At 70.8% G+C, this 17,503-nt stretch carries 11 protein-coding genes; 4 read left to right on the top strand and 7 right to left on the bottom strand.

The window, feature by feature from the left end; genetic code table 11:
- Window positions 1–11 precede the first annotated feature (11 nt).
- Window positions 12–3,083, top strand: a complete 3,072-nt coding sequence (locus N7L95_RS04800; protein WP_301258680.1) for an efflux RND transporter permease subunit — start codon at window positions 12–14, stop codon at window positions 3,081–3,083.
- Window positions 3,084–3,143: 60 nt separating this feature from the next.
- On the opposite strand, the gene moeA is transcribed toward N7L95_RS04800, so the two are convergent.
- The 5 genes from moeA to N7L95_RS04775 all read right to left on the bottom strand — a co-directional run bounded on the left by moeA (window position 3,144) and on the right by N7L95_RS04775 (window position 7,487).
- Window positions 3,144–4,403, bottom strand: coding sequence for a molybdopterin molybdotransferase MoeA (gene moeA / locus N7L95_RS04795; protein WP_301258679.1), 1,260 nt, complete (start codon window positions 4,401–4,403; stop codon window positions 3,144–3,146).
- 5 nt (window positions 4,404–4,408) lie between these two features.
- The gene (locus tag N7L95_RS04790) at window positions 4,409–4,948 is read right to left on the bottom strand and encodes a GNAT family N-acetyltransferase (RefSeq protein ID WP_301258678.1); all 540 of its coding nucleotides are present in this window, start codon (window positions 4,946–4,948) and stop codon (window positions 4,409–4,411) included.
- The gene (gene mobA, locus N7L95_RS04785) at window positions 4,941–5,531 is read right to left on the bottom strand and encodes a molybdenum cofactor guanylyltransferase MobA (protein WP_301258677.1); all 591 of its coding nucleotides are present in this window, start codon (window positions 5,529–5,531) and stop codon (window positions 4,941–4,943) included. Before mobA ends, N7L95_RS04790 begins: the two co-directional genes overlap by 8 nt.
- Before the next feature lie 72 nt (window positions 5,532–5,603).
- Complete coding sequence (gene moaA, locus N7L95_RS04780) at window positions 5,604–6,722, bottom strand: GTP 3',8-cyclase MoaA (RefSeq protein WP_301258675.1); 1,119 nt, start codon at window positions 6,720–6,722, stop codon at window positions 5,604–5,606.
- Window positions 6,723–6,812: 90 nt separating this feature from the next.
- Window positions 6,813–7,487 carry a C40 family peptidase gene (locus N7L95_RS04775; protein ID WP_301258673.1) on the bottom strand — a complete coding sequence of 225 codons (675 nt, stop codon included), beginning with the start codon at window positions 7,485–7,487 and terminating at the stop codon, window positions 6,813–6,815.
- Between the two features lie 352 nt (window positions 7,488–7,839).
- On the opposite strand from N7L95_RS04775, the gene N7L95_RS04770 reads away from it, so the two are divergent.
- From N7L95_RS04770 to N7L95_RS04760, 3 genes are all read left to right on the top strand, one after another.
- Window positions 7,840–9,732, top strand: a complete 1,893-nt coding sequence (locus tag N7L95_RS04770; protein ID WP_301258672.1) for a propionate--CoA ligase — start codon at window positions 7,840–7,842, stop codon at window positions 9,730–9,732.
- 79 nt (window positions 9,733–9,811) lie between these two features.
- Entirely contained in the window at window positions 9,812–11,113 is a 1,302-nt protein-coding gene (locus N7L95_RS04765) for a cyclic di-GMP phosphodiesterase (RefSeq protein WP_301258671.1), read from the top strand.
- Entirely contained in the window at window positions 11,110–13,587 is a 2,478-nt protein-coding gene (locus tag N7L95_RS04760; protein WP_301258670.1) for a sensor domain-containing protein, read from the top strand. Before N7L95_RS04765 ends, N7L95_RS04760 begins: the two co-directional genes overlap by 4 nt.
- A 28-nt stretch (window positions 13,588–13,615) precedes the next feature.
- Here the strand turns inward: N7L95_RS04760 and N7L95_RS04755 are convergent, their stop codons facing one another.
- Both N7L95_RS04755 and N7L95_RS04750 read right to left on the bottom strand, forming a co-directional pair.
- Entirely contained in the window at window positions 13,616–13,951 is a 336-nt protein-coding gene (locus N7L95_RS04755; protein WP_301258669.1) for a hypothetical protein, read from the bottom strand.
- 62 nt (window positions 13,952–14,013) lie between these two features.
- Window positions 14,014–17,430 (bottom strand): alpha-L-rhamnosidase-related protein, encoded by a 3,417-nt coding sequence (locus tag N7L95_RS04750; RefSeq protein ID WP_301258668.1) that lies wholly within the window; start codon window positions 17,428–17,430, stop codon window positions 14,014–14,016.
- Window positions 17,431–17,503 lie beyond the last annotated feature (73 nt).

Genomic DNA, 17,503 nt, shown 5'->3' with positions numbered 1-17,503 from the left:
GAAAGCGCGCTATGCAACTCGCTGAAGTGTCCGTCCGCCGCCCGGTCTTCGCGACCGTGCTGTCGCTGCTGCTGGTGTTGGTCGGCCTGGTGTCCTTCACCCGGCTGCAGGTGCGCGAGTACCCGCGCATCGACGAGCCGGTGGTGACGGTGCGCACCCAGCTGACCGGCGCCTCCTCCGAGGTGATCGAATCCACCGTCACCAAGCCGCTGGAAGACTCCATCGCCGGCATCGACGGCGTGGACATCATCACTTCCATCTCGCGGCAGGAAGAGAGCCAGATTTCGGTGCGCTTCAAGCTCGAGAAGGATCCGGACAACGCCGCCGCCGATGTGCGCGACCGGGTCTCGCGGGTGCGCGGGCGACTGCCCGAGGCGGTGGAGGAACCGGTGATCTCCAAGGTCGAGGCCGATGCCTCGCCCACGCTCTGGCTCGCTTTCACCACCGAGGCCCTGTCGCCGCTGCAGGTGACCGACCTGGCCAACCGCGTCGTCAAGCCGCGCCTGCAGACGGTGCCCGGCGTGGCCGACGTGGTGGTGCGCGGCGAGCGCACCCAGTCGATGCGGGTCTGGCTGGACCCCGACAAGCTGGCCGCGCTGGCCGTGACGGTGCAGGATGTGGAGGACGCGCTGCGCAAGCAGAACCTGGAGGTGCCGGCTGGCCGCATCGAGGGCCAGCAGCGCGAGTTCAGCGTGACGGCACAGACCGACCTGCGCACGCCGGAGCAGTTCGGCGAGGTTGCCCTGCGCCAGGTGAATGGCTACACGGTGCGCCTGCGCGACGTGGCCCGCATCGAGCAGGGCGCGGCGAGCGAGCGCTCCAGCGTGCGCCTGAACGGTCGCCCGGCGGTGTCGCTCGGCGTGGTGCGGCAGGCCACCGCCAACCCGCTGGAGGTCGCGGCCGGCGTGCGCGCGATGATGCCGCGCCTGGCCGAGGACCTGCCGCAGGGAGTGGAGGTGCAGGTGGCCAACGACAACACCATCTTCATTGACCGCTCGGTGAAGGCGGTCTACCACACCATTGCCGAGGCGGTGGTGCTGGTGGCCCTGGTGGTGTTCGTCTTCCTGCGCACCTTGCGCGCCTCCATCATTCCGCTGGTGACCATTCCGGTGAGCCTGATCGGCGCCTTCTCGCTGATGGCGCTGGCCGGTTTCAGCATCAACACGCTGACACTGCTGGCCCTGGTGCTGGCCATCGGCCTGGTGGTGGACGATGCGATCGTGGTGCTGGAGAACATCTTCCGCCACATCGAGGAAGGGCTGTCGCCCTTCGCCGCGGCCGTGACCGGCGCGAAGGAGATCGGCTTTGCGGTGGTGGCGATGACGCTCACGCTGGCGGCGGTCTACGCACCGCTGGCCTTCACGCCGGGGCGCACCGGGCGGCTGTTTGTCGAGTTTGCGCTGACGCTGGCCGGTGCGGTGGTGGTGTCGGGCTTCGTGGCGCTGACGCTCTCGCCGATGATGTGCTCCAAGCTGCTGCGCCACCATGCCGCGCCCTCCAGGTTCGACCGCTGGATGGAGCGCGGCCTGGTGCGCCTGACCGGGACCTATGAAGCCGCGCTGGGCTGGAGCCTGGGCCGGCGGTGGGTGGTGGTGGCGGTGATGGCCGCCTGCGCGGCAGCCAGCTGGGCGTTGTTCAAGACCACCAAGAGCGAGCTGGCGCCGATGGAGGATCGCGGTACCGTGCTGGTCAATGTCAACGCGCCTGACGGCTCGACGCTCGCCTACACCGAGAAGTACATGCGCGAGATCGAACGCCTGGGCGGCCAGTACAAGGAGTTCGACCGCATCTTCGTCGTGTCGGGCAACCCCAGCGTGTCGCAGGGCATCTCCTTCCTGCGCACCGTGGACTGGGACGACCGCGAGCGCTCGGCCATGGACCTGGCGCAGGCGCTGCAGCCGAAGTTCGCCGGCCTGCCGGGCGTGAACGCCTTCCCGATCACGCCGCCGTCGCTCGGGCAGGGCTTCCGCGAGCGGGCGGTGAACTTCGTCATCGTGACTTCGGACAGCTATGACAACCTGAACCAGGTGGCGCAGAAATTCCTGGCCGAGATGGCCCGGAACCCCGGCCTGGTGCAGCCCGACAGTGACCTGCGGCTGAACAAGCCCGAGATCTTCATCGACGTGGACCGCGAGCGGGCGGCAGATGCCGGCGTGGCGGTGGACCAGATCGCACGCACCATCGAGACCATGCTGGGCGGCCGCAACGTGACCCGCTACAAGCAGGACGCGGATCAGTACGACGTCATCGTGCAGACCGAGGCCGCCGGCCGGAGCCGGCCGGACGACATCGAGCGGCTGTTCGTGCGTGGCCGGGACGGCCGCATGATCCCGCTGTCTTCACTCGTCAAGGTGAAGGAGACGGTGGCGCCGCGCGAGCTGAACCACTTCAACCAGCGCCGCTCGGTGGCCCTGACGGCCAACCTGGCACCGGGCTACTCGCTCGGCGAAGCGCTGGCCTTCATGGACGACACCGCCTCGCGGCTGCTGGAGCCGGGCTACTCCACCGAGCTCAACGGTGTCTCGCGCGAGTTCCGCAGCTCCAGCGGTGCACTGGCGCTGGTCTTCGTGCTGGCCCTGCTGTTCATCTTCCTGGTGCTGGCGGCGCAGTTCGAGAGCTTTGTCGATCCCTTCGTGATCCTGCTGTCGGTGCCGCTGTCGATGGTGGGCGCGCTGCTGGCCCTCAAGCTGGCCGGCGGCACGCTGAACGTCTATTCGCAGATCGGCCTGATCACGCTGGTGGGGCTGATCACGAAGCACGGCATCCTGATCGTCGAGTTCGCGAACCAGCAGCGCCAGTTGGGCGAGGGCGTGTTCGAGGCGGTGCGCCATGCCGCGGCGATGCGCTTGCGCCCCATCCTCATGACCACCGGTGCCATGGTGCTGGGGGCCCTGCCGCTGGCGCTGGCTACCGGTGCGGGGGCGGAGAGCCGGCAGCAGATCGGCTGGGTGATCGTCGGCGGCATGACGCTCGGCACGCTGCTCACCATCTTCGTGGTGCCGACGATGTACACGCTGTTCGCGCGCAAGAGCACGCCAGGGCCGATCACCACGCCCGTCGCGGCGCAGGCCACCGGGCACTGAGGGTCACCGCGCGGCACGCGCCGGCCCGCGCCGCCGAGGAGGGGCGCGGCGGCGGCCGGTTCAGAGCAGGCCCTGCAGGGGCATCACGTCGACCCAGTCGCCGGGCGCCACGTCGCCCTGCTCATGGTGCAGCACCACCAGGGCGTCTGCCTGCGACATCGAATGCAGGATGCCGGAGCCCTGCGAACCGGTGAGCCGCACGGTGGGCTCGCCGTCGGCACAGCCGAGAAGGCCGCGCTGGTATTCGGTGCGGCCCGGCCGCTTGCGCATCGGGCCGCTCGCCCGGGCCTTCAACAGCACCGGCGGGCCCGCGGTGGCGCCGCCGATGGTCAGCAGCGCATCGCGCACGAACACCAGGAAGGCCACCATGCTGGCCACCGGATTGCCCGGCAGGCCGAAGAGCAGCGCTTCGCGGCCGTGGTGGGCGATGCGGCCGAAGGCCAGCGGGCGCCCCGGGCGCATGGCCAGGGAGCAGAAGGTCACCTGGCCCAGCCGGGCCAGCAGGGCCCGGGTGTGGTCGGCCTCGCCGCTGGACACGCCGCCGGAGGTGAGGATGACGTCAGCCTGTGCGGCGGCGCCGAGCAGCACCGCCTCGAGGGCTGCCGGGTCGTCCCGCACCATGCCGAGGTCGAGCGCTTCCACCGGCAGGCCCTGCAGCAGGCCCAGCAGCGCGTGACGGTTGCTGTCGTAGATGCAGCCTTCGTCGAGCGGCTGGCCGATGCCGCGCAGCTCGTCCCCGGTCGAGAACACCGCCACCCGCAGCGGCCGCCAGACGACGACCTCGGCCTGCCCCAGCGACGCCAGCAGCCCCAGGTCGGCCGACCGCAGCCGCCGCCCGGACGGCAAGGCCGGCCGGCCGCGGGCCAAGTCCTCTCCGCGCAGGCGCACATGCTGGCCGGCCTGGACGCTGCCGGCAGGCACCACGAGCCGGCCGTCGACGACGCTGACCGCTTCCTGCGGCACCACACTGTCCAGGCCCGGCGGCAGCATGGCGCCGGTCATGATGCGCAGGCAATGGCCGGCCGGAAGGCTGCCATGGAAGGGCTGGCCGGCCAGCGCCGTGCCGGCCACCGGCAGCTGCGTCGGGCCGCTGCCGGCGAGGTCGGCCGCGCGCAGGGCGTAGCCGTCCATCGCGGAGTTGTCGTGGGCCGGTACGTCGATCGGCGAGACCACATCGTCGGCCAGCACGCGGCCCAGCGCATGGCGGATCGACAGGCGTTCTCGCTCCTGCACACGCGGCAGCCCGGCCATCACCCGCTGGCGGGCTTGCTCGACGGTGAGAACGGGCGCGGCGCCGGGGGCGCCTGCTGCTGCGGCCACGGCGCTCACAGCTCCAGCAGCATGTAGGCCTTGTCGAAGTACTGCACGCGCGAGCCGGTCTCGACCCGGATGGCGCGCGGCAGCAGGCCGTACATGCGGAAGCCGGCGCGCTCGTACATGCGCACGGTGCGCTCGCTGGAGGCGGTCACGGTCAGGGTGAGGATCTCCAGCCCCTCGGCCTGCCGCGCCAGCTCGATGCCGGCGCTCAGCAACTGCCGGCCGATGCCGCGGCGGGTGTGCTTCTCGCGCACATACATGCCGACGATGCTGGCGCGGTGGCGCACCTTGGGCATCAGCTCGCGCTCGCAGGCCACCGTGCCGGCCAGCTCTTCGCCGAGCCAGGCGCCGAGCAGGAAGGTGCCGCCCATCGGCTCCGACCAACCGAGCCGGCCGAGGTAGCTCTCCGGCGAGCGTTGCCGTTCGGTGCGGGGATCGGAGGTGAAGGACTCGGGGTGGCGTTCCAGGCCTTCATCGCGCAAGGCCTTGTACGCCGGCAGGTGCTCGGGTTGCAGGCGTCGGATCTGCACCGGAAGCTGGTCAGTCATGGGCACTTTCGAGCTTCTGAAGCTCTTCCAGGGTGTTGGCATTGGCAAAGGCCGCTTTCTCTTCGAAGGGGACTTCCACACAACCGTGCTCGACGCACCAGCGTTCGATTCTGCGCCCACCTGCATCGAGGTGGCGCATCAGGCTGTCGGCGGTGTGGGTCTTCATCAGGCAGAACACCGGCTGCAGCTGCGTGCCGGTGCGGGCGATGGCGATGTCCCCGCCCTGCGTCCGCAGTGCGTGGGCGAGCCGCTCCACCAGGTCGAGGGGAAACATCGGGCTGTCACAGGGCACGCACGCGAGCCACTCGGTGCGGCAATGCTGCAGCCCGGCCAGGAAGCCCGCCAAGGGGCCGGCATGGCCCGGCAGGGAATCGGTGAGCACCGGCGCCCCGAAGCTGCGGTAGCGATCCAGGTGCCGGTTGGCGCTGATCAGGGTGGTGTGCACCTGCGGGCTCAACCGCTGCAGCGCGTGCTGCACCAGCGGCTGGCCCCGGAAGGCTTGCAGGCCCTTGTCGATGCCACCCATGCGGCTGCCTTGCCCGCCGGCCAGCACCAGGCCCGTGATGTGGCGCCGCTCGATCATGCCGCGCCGCCGGGAGCCTGGACCGGCCGCAGGGCGGCAGGCGAGGGAGGGAGGCTGCGGCTCGCACCCATCTCAACCTCCGATGTAGTGCATCTCGACGCGCGGGCCGCCGTGCCCGGCCTGCTCCGCCGGCAGCGAGCTGCGCAACTCCGAATAGCGGTCGCTGCGCTCGCTCCAGACCTGGCCGATGGCGCCGGCCAGCTGCGCATCGGAGCAGCCACCCCGCAACAGGGCGCGCAGGTCGTGGCCGCGGTGGGCGAACAGGCAGAGGAAGAGCTTGCCCTCGGTGGACAGCCGGGCGCGATTGCAATCGCCGCAGAAGGCCTGGGTGACGCTGGAGATCACGCCGATCTCGCCGCTGCCGTCGCGCCAGCGCCAGCGCTGTGCGGTTTCACCGGCCTGTGCCGGCGCGAGCGGCTCCAGGCCGAAAGCGGCGTCGAGCCGGGCCACCACCTCGGCGGAAGGCAGCACCTCGTCCATGCGCCAGCCGTTGGACGCACCGACGTCCATGTACTCGATGAAGCGCAGCACCACCGGCGTGCCGCGGAAGTGGCGCGCCATCGGCAGGATCTCCTGGTCGTTGGTGCCGCGCTTGACCACCATGTTGAGCTTGATCGGGCCGAGACCGGCTCGCTCGGCGGCCTCGATGCCATGCAACACGTCGGCCACCGGGAAGTCGGCGTCGTTCATGCGGCGGAAGATGGTGTCGTCGAGCGCATCCAGGCTGACGGTGACACGGCGCAGGCCGGCGTCCTTCAGGGCTTGCGCCTTGCGCGCGAGCAGGGAGCCGTTGGTGGTCAGCGTCAGGTCCAGCGGCCGGCCGGCCGGCGTGCGCAGCGCCGACAGCATGGCCACCAGGCGCTCCAGGTCCTTGCGCAGCAGCGGCTCGCCGCCGGTCAGGCGGATCTTCTCGACGCCATGGGCCACGAACACGCCAGCCAGCCGGGTCAGCTCCTCGAAGCTCAGCAGGGAGCTGTGCGGCAGGAACTGGTAGTGCTTGTCGAAGACCTCCTTCGGCATGCAGTAGCTGCAGCGGAAGTTGCATCGGTCGGTGACCGAGATGCGCAGGTCGCGCAGAGGGCGTCCGCGGCGGTCGCTCAGCCGCCCGGTGGGCGGCTCCAGGAGCGAGGGCACCCGCGGCGCGGCCGCAAGGTAGCGGTGATCCGCCAAGGGGATGATTTTTTCGCCCATGCCGGCCATTGTGCCGTTAACCGCAGCGGACCGGGGAGGTCCATCTGCACAAACCCTTGGTCCCTGGCCGCTGCGGCGGCCCCGCGACACTCAGGGTTGACGCAAGTCAGGGTAGGCGGGGGAGCTCAGCGCAGCGGGGGAGCCGCCGGGCAGGGTGGCGCCGAGGGTCGGGGCGCTGCCGGTGTCCAGCGTGCTCGGGCGGCGCGCGCCGGTGAAGCGCTTGGTCCAGTAGGAGATGCGCATGTCCTCGATGCGCACCTCGGAGCCGCTGCGGGGCGAGTGGATGAACTTGCCTTCGCCGATGTAGATCCCGACATGCGAGAAGGTGGCACGCAGGGTGTTGAAGAACACCAGGTCGCCGGGCTTCAGGTCGTCCTTGGAAATCTTGATCAGGCCGGGCGCCTTGGCCTGCTCGTCGGCCCGGCGCGGCAGCACCAGGCCCAGGCTGCGTTCGAAGATGTAGCGGGTGAAGCCGCTGCAGTCGAAGCCTTCCTCAGCGGAGTCGCCGCCGCGGCGGTAGGGCACGCCGAGGAAGTTCATGGCCGTCATCACCATCTCAGAGGTGGTGTCGCGCACATGGGCCATCAGGCCGCGCTTTTCCTCGGGAGCAGGGGCCGGTGCAGGGGCGGCCGGTGCGACCAGGCCCTTCTCGGCAAGGAACTGGCTGACCGGGTCTGCATCCGGGTTGGCCAGCGCCGGCGCACAGGCCAGGGCAAGGACAACCAGGGCCCAGCGGGCGCGGAGGGGACGGCGGCAATACAGCATGGCCGCGACCTTAGTGCACCGAAACGCAGGAGTCAACCAAAAAATCCCGCAAATACAAGTAGTTAGGACAGATTTTTCAACATATTAAGAATTGCGGCCGGTCGATAGCGCGGCTTGCGCCCCCTTTCCAGGCGGCGCCCGGCCGCGGCGCGACGGCGTCTGGCACGGCGTTCCGGCCGGCAGAACCGCCAGGTTGCTGGCCCCCTACGCGTCAGGGCAGAGTCAGCCTCCGCACCTTCAATGGCCTGGCGACTCTTCTATAAGACATAAGAATCGCCGGCTTCCCGCCGGGGCCCCGCCAGTCCAGGTCGAGGGTCGGCGGCGGCGAGCGCCACCTGCAGGAGACCCCGTGATGGATTACCAGGACTTCTACCGGCGCTCGATCGCCGACCGTGACGGTTTCTGGGCCGAGCAGGCCCGCTTGATCGACTGGGAGACCCCGCCGCAGACCATCTGCGACACCGGCCAGCCGCCCTTCACCCGGTGGTTCGCCGGCGGCCGCACCAACCTTTGCCACAACGCGGTGGACCGCCACCTGCCGGGTCGGGCGGCGCAGCCGGCGCTGATCCACGTGTCCAGCGAGACCGGCGAGGAGCGCAGCTACAGCTTCGCCGAGCTGCACGCGGAAGTGCAGCGCATGGCCGCGGTGCTGCAGTCGTTGGGCGTGCGGCTGGGCGACCGGGTGCTGATCTACATGCCGATGATTCCCGAGGCGGTGTTTGCGATGCTGGCCTGCGTGCGGCTGGGTGCCATCCATTCGGTGGTGTTCGGCGGCTTCGCCAGCGTGAGCCTGGCCAGCCGCATCGATGACGCCCGGCCGCGGCTGGTGGTGAGCGCCGATGCCGGCAGCCGCGCCGGCAAGGTGGTGGCCTACAAGCCGCTGCTGGACGAGGCGATCCGGCTGGCAGAACACCCGCCCGCCACGGTGCTCCTGGTGGACCGCGGCCTCGCGGCGATGGACCGGGTGACCGGCCGCGACGTCGACTACGCGCCGCTGCGCGAGCGGCACCTGCAGGCCGAGGTGGCCTGCACCTGGGTCGACGCCGGGCATCCGAGCTACACGCTCTACACCAGCGGCACCACCGGCCGGCCCAAGGGCGTGCAGCGCGACACCGGCGGCTACGCGGTGGCGCTGGCGGCCAGCATGCAGCACATTTTCTGCGGCCAGGCCGGCGAGACCTTCTTCTCGACCAGTGACATCGGCTGGGTGGTGGGGCACAGCTACATCGTCTACGGGCCGCTGATCGCCGGCATGGCCACCATCCTCTACGAGGGGCTGCCGATCCGCCCCGACGCCGGCATCTGGTGGCGGCTGGTGGAGCGCTACCGGGTCACGGTGATGTTCAGCGCGCCGACCGCGGTGCGCGTGCTCAAGCGCCACGACCCCGAGCACCTGCGCCGCCACGACCTGTCCTCGCTGCGGGCGCTGTTCCTGGCCGGCGAGCCGCTGGACGAACCCACCGCCCAGTGGATCGCCGACAGCCTGGGCAAGCCGGTGATCGACAACTACTGGCAGACCGAGACCGGCTGGCCCATCCTCACGCTGGCGCGCGGCGTTGCGCCCGGCCAGGCCGCCAAGGTCGGCTCCCCCGGCGTGCCGATGTACGGCTATGACGTGCGCCTGCTGGACGAGAACACCGGCGAGGAACTGCAGGGCCCCGGGCGCAAGGGGGTGCTGGCCATCGAGGGGCCCCTGCCGCCCGGCTGCATGCAGACCGTCTGGGGGGACGACCGGCGTTTCGTCGACACCTACTGGCGCAGCTTCCCCGGCCGCAACACTTACAACACCTTCGACTGGGCGGTGCGCGACGAGGAGGGCTATTACTTCATCCTCGGCCGCACCGACGATGTCATCAACGTGGCGGGCCACCGGCTCGGCACCCGCGAGATCGAGGAAAGCATCGCCAGCCATCCGGCCGTCGCGGAGGTGGCGGTGGTGGGCGTGGCCGACACGCTCAAGGGCCAGGTGGCGATGGCGTTCGCGGTGCTCAAGGACCCGGCCCAGGCGGCTGACACGGCGCAGCAGCTCATGCTCGAAGGGCAGGTCTTCAAGCGGGTGGAGGAGCAGCTCGGCGCGGTGGCCCGGCCGGCGCGCGTGAGATTCGTCACGGCCTTGCCCAAGACACGCTCCGGCAAGCTGCTGCGCCGTGCGCTGCAGGCGGTGTGCGAGGGGCGGGACCCGGGCGATCTGACCACCATCGAGGACCCGGCCACCTTGCAGCACATCAAGGCGCTGCTCGGCTGAACCGGGGCGGCCCTCAAGCTGGCGCCGCAGCGGCCGATATCCCGGGAGCCGGACCCTCCAACGCGGTCGGCTCTCGGGAATGAAAGACAAGAAAACCTCCCCCGCTTGCAGCATCGACGTCCTCCAACTCCAGGTCGGCATGTACGTGCACCTCGACCTCGGCTGGATGGCCCACCCCTTTGCGCGCAGCAGCTTTCGCATTGCTTCGCAGGAGCAGATCGAGATCATCCGTTCGCTGGGCCTGGCGCAGGTGCGCTGGGACCCGGTACGCAGCGATACCGGCGCGGCGCCGGAGGCGGCGCCGCCGGCCGCCGCGCCCGGTGCACCGAGCGCCGGTCCCGCGGTGGACGACGCTGCGCGGGCGCGCCAGGCGCGGCGCGAGCTGCTGGCGGCCCAGCAGGCCAGCTTGGCTGCCTGCGAGCGGGAGTTCGCCCAGGCCGGCCGCGTCCATCGGCAGGTGCTGGAGCAGGTACAGAGCGATCCCGAAGGCGCCCGCCGCAGCAGCGAGCAGCTGATCGGCGGCTTCCTGGACTGCCTCGGCCGGGGCGGCGACATCTGCATCCGGCTGCTCGGTGAAACCTCGGGCGACCGTGCAGCCGGGCATGCGATCAACGTCACCGTGGTGGCCCTGCTGCTCGGCAAGGCCTGCGGCCTGGAACAGGCCGAGTTGCACGAACTGGGGCTGGGCGCGCTGCTGCACGACATCGGCAAGGTCGAATTGCCCGACCGCGTGCGCTGGCGCAGCGACCACCTTTCGCCGGTGGAGCTGCAGTTCTACCAGGAGCATGTGGCGCACGGGCTGGACCTGGCGCGCCGCATGCAGCTCGGGCTGGGAGCGGCCCTGATCATCGCCCAGCATCATGAACATGCCGACGGCAGTGGGTTCCCGCAGCGCCTGTCCGGCCCGCGCATCGCGCATGCGGCGCGCATCGTCGCCCTGGTCAATCGCTACGACAACCTCTGCAACCACCCCAACCCGGCGCGCGCGCTCACGCCGCACGAGGCCTTGTCGCTGATGTTCGCGCAGATGAAGCAGCGTTTCGACGCGAGCCTGCTCAACGCCTTCATCAAGATGATGGGCGTGTACCCGCCGGGCTCGGTGGTGCAGCTGGGCGACGACCGCTACGCCCTGGTGGCCTCGGTCAACCCGGCCCGGCCCCTGAAGCCGCGGGTGATCGTGCACGACCCCGGCGTGCCGCGCGAGGACGCCTTGCTGCTGGACCTGGAGGCGCTGCCGGCCCTGGGCATACGGCGCAGCCTGAAGCCGGCCCAGCTGCCGCAGGCCGCGCGTGACTACCTGGCTCCGCGGCAGCGCGTGAGCTATTTCTTCGAGCCGCCGGCCAGTGCCTCGCTGGCGGGCTGCGAGAGGATGGCGGCATGAGGACGGCCGGTGAACCCATCCTGGCGGCGGTGGTGCAGGGGGTGCCGCCACTGTCGCTGCTGCAGCCCCTGATCGACGCCATGCTGGAGGCCGCCTGGCTGATCGATCCCATCGAGCTGAGGGTGATGGCCGCCAATGCCGCAGCCGACCGCCTGCTGGGCGTGGAGGCGGGCTCGGTGGTCGGGCAGCCAGTGGTGGCGCTCGCCGCGACGCCGGAAGACCTGGCCTTCTGGGAGGACGTGGCGGCCGGGCTGTCCGACCGCATCCGCTCCGACACGCTGTTGACCCGTCCCGACGGTGCCACGCTGCCGGTGGAGCGCCGCGTGAGCCGGGTGCGCTTCGCCTCCGGCGCTTCGGTCTTCATGATGAGCGTGCTCGACCGCAGCGAGCAGCAGGAGGCGGCCGCCGAGCTCGAGAAGCTGGTGGCCGAGCTGCGCGCGACGCTGGAGTCGACCGCCGACGGCGTGCTGGCTCTGGACCTCGATGGTTCCATCCGCGGCTACAACCGGCGCTTCGCCGAGTTGTGGGCGCTGCCGGAGTCGCTGCTGTCACGGCGCGACGACCAGGCGGTGTTTGCCTGGATGCAGCATGCCGTGCGCGACGCCGAGGCCTATGCCGAACGGCTGCAGCACATTGCCCGCTCGCCGCTGCTGGAGGCCAGCGACACGCTGGTGCTGCAGGCCGGCCGCGTGCTGGAGCGGGTGACCCTGCCGCAGTACAGCCGCGGGCAGCCGATCGGCCGGGTCTATTCCTTCCGTGACATCACCGCGCGGCTGGCGGCCGAGTCGCGCCAGCAGCTGGCGGCCAAGGTGTTCGAGGCCAGCCTGGACGCCATCTTCGTCACCGATGCCGGCCACCGCGTGATCGCCGCCAACCCGGGGTGCGAGCGCCTGACCGGCTGCGACCGCAATGGCCTGCTCGGCCGGGAGACGGCCCAGCTGCTGCACCAGCCGGGCGACCTGGCGCAGATGGACCGGGTGCGCAGCCACCTCAGCGCGCAGGGCTACTGGGAGGGCGAGCTGTGGCACTGGCACCAGCTGGGCGAGGCGCATGCCGGGCCCTGCCAGGTCAGCCTGGTGCGGCTGCCCGACGAGCAGGGCCGCACGCTGCACTACATCGGCTTCATCAAGGACCTCAAGGACAAGCTGGCGGCCAAGCGCCGCATCGAGCAGCTGGCCTATACCGATGCGCTGACCGGGCTGCCGAACCGGCTGGTCCTGAGCGAGCGGGTGGAGTTCGAGATTGCGCTGGCCCGGCGCGACCAGCATGCCTTCGCGATGCTGTTCGTCGACCTCGACCGCTTCAAGCACATCAACGATTCGCTGGGCCATGCCTTTGGCGACCGGGTGCTGGTGGAGGTGGCCGAACGCATCAAGTCCTGCGTGCGCGAGGTGGACACCCTGGCCCGCCTGGGCGGTGACGAGTTCGTGCTGCTGGTGCACCAGGCCGACGCCCGTGGGGCCGAGGCGGCGGCGCGCCGGGTGCTGGACGCGCTGTCGCGACCGCTGACGCTGGATGGCCATTCCTTCACCGTGACGGCCAGCATCGGCATCGCGCTGTATCCCAACGACGGCACCACGCTGGACGACCTGATCAAGAACGCCGACACCGCGATGTTCCGCGTCAAGGAGCGGGGCCGGTCGAGCTTCCGTTTCTACCAGCCGCAGATGAACGTGAACCTGCTGTCGCGCATGAAGATCGACCATGCGATGCGGCAGGCCCTGCAGCGTGGCGATTTCCGGCTGCACTACCAGCCGCAGCTGGACCTGCGCAGCGGCCGCGTCAAGGGTGCCGAGGCGTTGCTGCGCTGGCATGACGACGACCTGGGCCAGGTGTCGCCGGCACAGTTCATCCCCGTGGCGGAGGAAAGCGGCTTCATCGTCGCCCTGGGCGACTGGGTCCTGGACGAGGCGGTGCGCCAGGCGGCGCAATGGCAGGCGGCCGGCCTGGACTGGGGGGTGGCCGTGAACGTTTCGCCCTTGCAGTTCCAGCAGGGCGGATTCGTCGAGCGGGTGGCCGCCGTCATTGCCGCCCACGGCCTGCAGGCGCAGCGGCTGGAGCTGGAGCTGACCGAGTCCATCCTGATCCAGGATGCCGGCGAGGCGCTGCTGAGGCTGAAGGCACTGGCGGCCCTGGGCGTGCGCCTGGCCATTGACGACTTCGGCACCGGATATTCCAGCCTGGGCTATCTGAAGCGCTTCCCGATCGAGAAGCTGAAGATCGACCGCTCCTTCGTCAAGGGCTTGCCGGGGGACGAAAGCGATGCCGGCATCGTCACCGCGGTGGTGGGACTGGCCAGGGCCTTGCGGCTGAAGGTGATTGCAGAGGGGGTGGAGACCGAGGCGCAGCGTGCCTTCCTGGTGGAGGCGGGTTGCGACGAGTTCCAGGGCTTCCTGTGCTCGCCGGCCGTGGCCAGCGAGCAATTCGAGCGGCTGTTTGCCGGCGAAGCGTCGCTGGCGGCTGCCGAGGCCTGAACCGGCCCCGCTTGGGGCCCTGCCGGCGTCAGCAGTCGGGGCAGGGCTCCACCAGCGGTTCGCCGCTGTCCGGGTCGTCGCCATGGTCCACCACGCCGTGGCCGCGGCAGGTCATGCAGTCTTGCGGCGGCGCCTGCAGCAGGCCGCGCCAGGCGGCCGCCTGGTGCGGGCTGGCAGCCGCCTGGCGGGCCGCGGCGTCGGGCGTCACGGCGTCGTAACGCCAGGCGCGGCCGTCCCAGCAGCTGTAGGGGCCGCCGGGGTAGCGGCGTTGGTAGACCCCTGGATGGTGCGGCAGTTCGCCGCTCGGGAACCAGGGCGTGAGGGCCGCCTCATCGTGGCGCGCGCGGTCGGTATCGGTCGGCATGCGTCGATTCTATGCAGCCGGCCGTCGCCCACTCAAGGCCATCCGGTGCGCCGGCGGTCGGCTCATGGCCCGCCCAGGTAGACCACCCGCAGCGCCGCGATGCTCGCGCGGTTGACCGGCCCCGAAAGGCCCCCGCTGCCCGCATAGCTCGCGTTGGTGCGCAGGTAGCTCATGTTGAAGTAGTCGAGCAGTTCGAGCCGGTAGCGGCCCGCCGCCAGCCGGGCCTGCACCTGGGTGGAAAGCACCAGCGGATGCTGGCCGTCGCGGTCTTCGACGTTGGGCATCTGCACGATGCCGCGTGCCGCCTCGCTGCCGTCTGGCCGCAGGATGCGCAGCAGCTTCACGGCATTGGTGATGCCGGAGTTGATCGCGTGCTGCCGGTTGTTGTAGCTCAGCTCGAAGCCGTGCAGGCCGTCGCGGGCCAGGTTCAGTTCGTCCAGGTGCAGGGTGTCGCCCGGGCGCCCCCAGTCGCGCAGCGTGGGCAGGGCCAGGCCGTTGCCCGCGGGGCTGACCGGGACATTGCTCTGCACCCGCGCATCGTCCACCCCGATCACCTGGACCGCGTCTTCCTCCCAGCAGGCCGGGGCGCTGTGGTGCGACCGGTGGCCACTGCCGTCGAACACCGCTTCCACGGCATAGCAACGGCGCTGGCCGGGCTGCGGCGGCACGGGGTCGGTCCAGCGCAGCGACTGCAGGCCCGCCTGGGCCAGCACACCGTCGCGCCAGATGTTGTAGCGCACCGACTGGCCCGCGCCAGTGTTGCCCGGGTCGGAGAAGCTGACGCTGAGCCGGCCTTGCGCGAGGCCGAGGCCATCGATGACCGGCGCCTCGGGCGAGAAGACGCGCCAGTCGTCATGGCTGGTGCTGCTGACGACGGGAACGCGGGTGATGCGGGCGTCGCCGGCCTGCAGGGCGCCGAAGCGCACCTCCAGCGTATTGGTCGAGGCCGAGAGGTGTTCACGGCTCAGGATGCCGCTCACCGGCTGGCCATTCAGAGTCACCGAGCTCGGCGCATAGAAGCCCTCACCGGGCGTCATGGGCGGCAGGTGCAGCACCACCTTCAGTGGCCGGCCCTGCCATTGCACGCGGTCCAGCACCGCGGTGTCCGAGGCGCCCATGGCCTGCCGGGCGTTGGCCGTCAGGAAGGGCCGCAGCTGCAGGCCGTTGGCGTCCACCTGCAGGCCGAACAGGGTCTCGGTGACCATGTTCAGGTAGCCGGCCACCGACCAGAGCTGGCGCCGCGAGTTGATGGCCGGGCCGTCGTCATACCAGGCCTTGCCGGTCAGCCACTCCAGGTTCTCCATGTTGGACAGGTTGAGCGCTGCGCCGCGCATCAGCGAATCCACCGCATTGGCGGCCACCAGGGGGTTCTGCACCCGAGCCGCGGCACGCAGCGCGTAAGCCGTGACGAAGGGCCACAGCGCGCGGTTGTGATAGACCGGCACATGAGGCTGCTGCGGCTCGTACACCGGCACGCCGAAGGGGGCGTGCGGATAGCGGGCCAGGGCCTCGCGAGCCTGCGCCTCGCTGGCGACGCCGGAGAGCACCGCCAGGGCCGTGCCCAGCATGTCGAACTTGTGCACCGCGGCGGGGTCGTCGCCAGTGCTGGTCAGGCTGGCATAGCGCTGCTCGGCGGGCAGCCAGAACGTCTGGTTGATTGCCAGCCTGAGCGCGTCGGCCCAGCCGCCGTAGCGTGCCGCGAGCGCCGTTTCGCCCCGCTCGGCGGCCAGCCGTGCGGCCAGCCGCAGCGCCTGGTAGTGGCCCACGTTGGTGGACAAGGCCTTGCTGCTGGCCATGCGGCTCAGGTTGTCGGTGATCCAGGGTGCATAGGTCTGGGTGCGCCAGTCGAGGTAGGACTGCTCGCCGCCGTAGAGGCCCTGGCGGGCGTCGAAGGCGGCCTCGCGGTCGGCCTCCAGCGTGCCACGCAGCGCCGCCCAGGCCTGCTCGGCGAAGCGGCTGCGGGCGTCGCCGGTCAACTGGGCCAGCACGCTCTCGGCCGCCCAGGCCCAGGTGACCCGGTCGGTGCTCACCGGCCAGCTGCCGCCGGAGCCGGTGTCCTGCACGATCTGGGTGCTGCCGGGCGGCAGCGAGCCGGGGGCGGCCACCCCGTCGCGCCAGTCGCTGGTCTTGAACAGCAGCGAGTTGACCACCCGCTGCGCATCGAAGCCGGCCAGCCCCAGGTGGGCCGCATAGGACAGGTCGCGGGTCCAGACGTAGGTCCATTTCTCGCCGGTCTGGAAGCAGTCGCAGGCCACCGCATGGCCTGCGTCGTAGCTGCCATCCTGGATGGCCTTGACGCTGTCGAGCCGGGCATCGTCCACCGCCATCGCGAACAGCGCATCGAACAGCAGGCTGCCGGTGCGCACCACCGGGTGGACCGCGTCTTCCTCCACCACGCGGTACTGCGGGGTGCCGTCGCGCTGCTCGGCGGTGCTGCTGAGGGTGTAGCGGCGCCACGGCGCGCGGCGATCGCTGACCGACACGCGCACCGTCTCGCTGCGGCCGCCGGGCTCGCCGGCATAGGGCGGGTAGGCCTGGGCCTGCGGCTCGCCGTCGGCATCGAAATGGGGGGCGACCGGCTTGGCCTCGTCCGGTGTCAGGCGCCGCAGGGCCAGTGTGGGCGCCGCCGCGCCGCCGGGGGCAGCCACGTGCACTTCGTACCAGAAGCCGAGGTCCACGGTGAGCGTCGAATCGCAGGTGCCTTCGCAGGGAACGAGCGCCGCGCTTTGCTGGCCAGCGCCCAGGTGGGCCTGCCAGCGCCGGCCGTCGGCAGCGGTGAGCCGCACCCGGTTGTCACCGGCCTGCAGGTAGAGCGCGCCGACGTAATTGCCGTCGCCGCGATAGCCCAGGATGGCGGCCGGATCGCTGCCGGCCTGCACGCTCAGGGTGTCGGTGAGGGTGGGTTCGTCTTTCACGATGGTGAGTCGGACCTTGGGGGTGGGGCCGGGCTCCAGCACCCGCACCTCGAAGTCCAGCAGCACCCGGCCGGCCGGGTCGGCGGCGTCGCTGTCGAGAGGCAGGTAGAGGTTCTTGCTGTCGGCATGGTGCTGAAGCTGGGTGACCGAACGCGAGCCGTCGAAGCGCAGGGTGGACTGCTCCACCGGGGTGGCTGCGCCATTGGGGCCGAGGCCGAACTGGTGGGTCCAGCCCGCACTGCTGATCTTCAGGCTGCGGCCCCCGTCGGCGCCGGCCAGGCCGGCCCGCACGTTGTCCAGATGGTAGACCCCGCGCGCCACATCGAAGATGAAGCGGTTCTCCGCGGTGTGGCTCCACTGCGTCAGGGTGCCCGGCAGGTAGAGCTCGTAGGGCAGCTGGTAGCCCGGTGCCTCGTCCGGTGGCGGTGGTTCTGCCGCGGGTGGACTGGACGGGCCCCCGCCACCGCCGCAGGCCGCCAGCGCGGCGGCCAGGCAGGCGAGGGCGGTGCGGGCCAGGGCCCGGCGGGCGCGCGGCCAAGCGCGGCGGCTCGGTGTGGGGGGCATGGTGCGTCTCCTCGTTGGCCCGGCTCGGCCAGCGCTTGCGCGGCGCGCCGGCGGGCCGAAGCGCCGCCATGTG

It is taken from the genome of Eleftheria terrae, from assembly GCF_030419005.1.
GTDB lineage: Bacteria > Pseudomonadota > Gammaproteobacteria > Burkholderiales > Burkholderiaceae_C > Caldimonas > Caldimonas terrae.
This window is presented reverse-complemented; position numbering and strand designations above follow the sequence as displayed.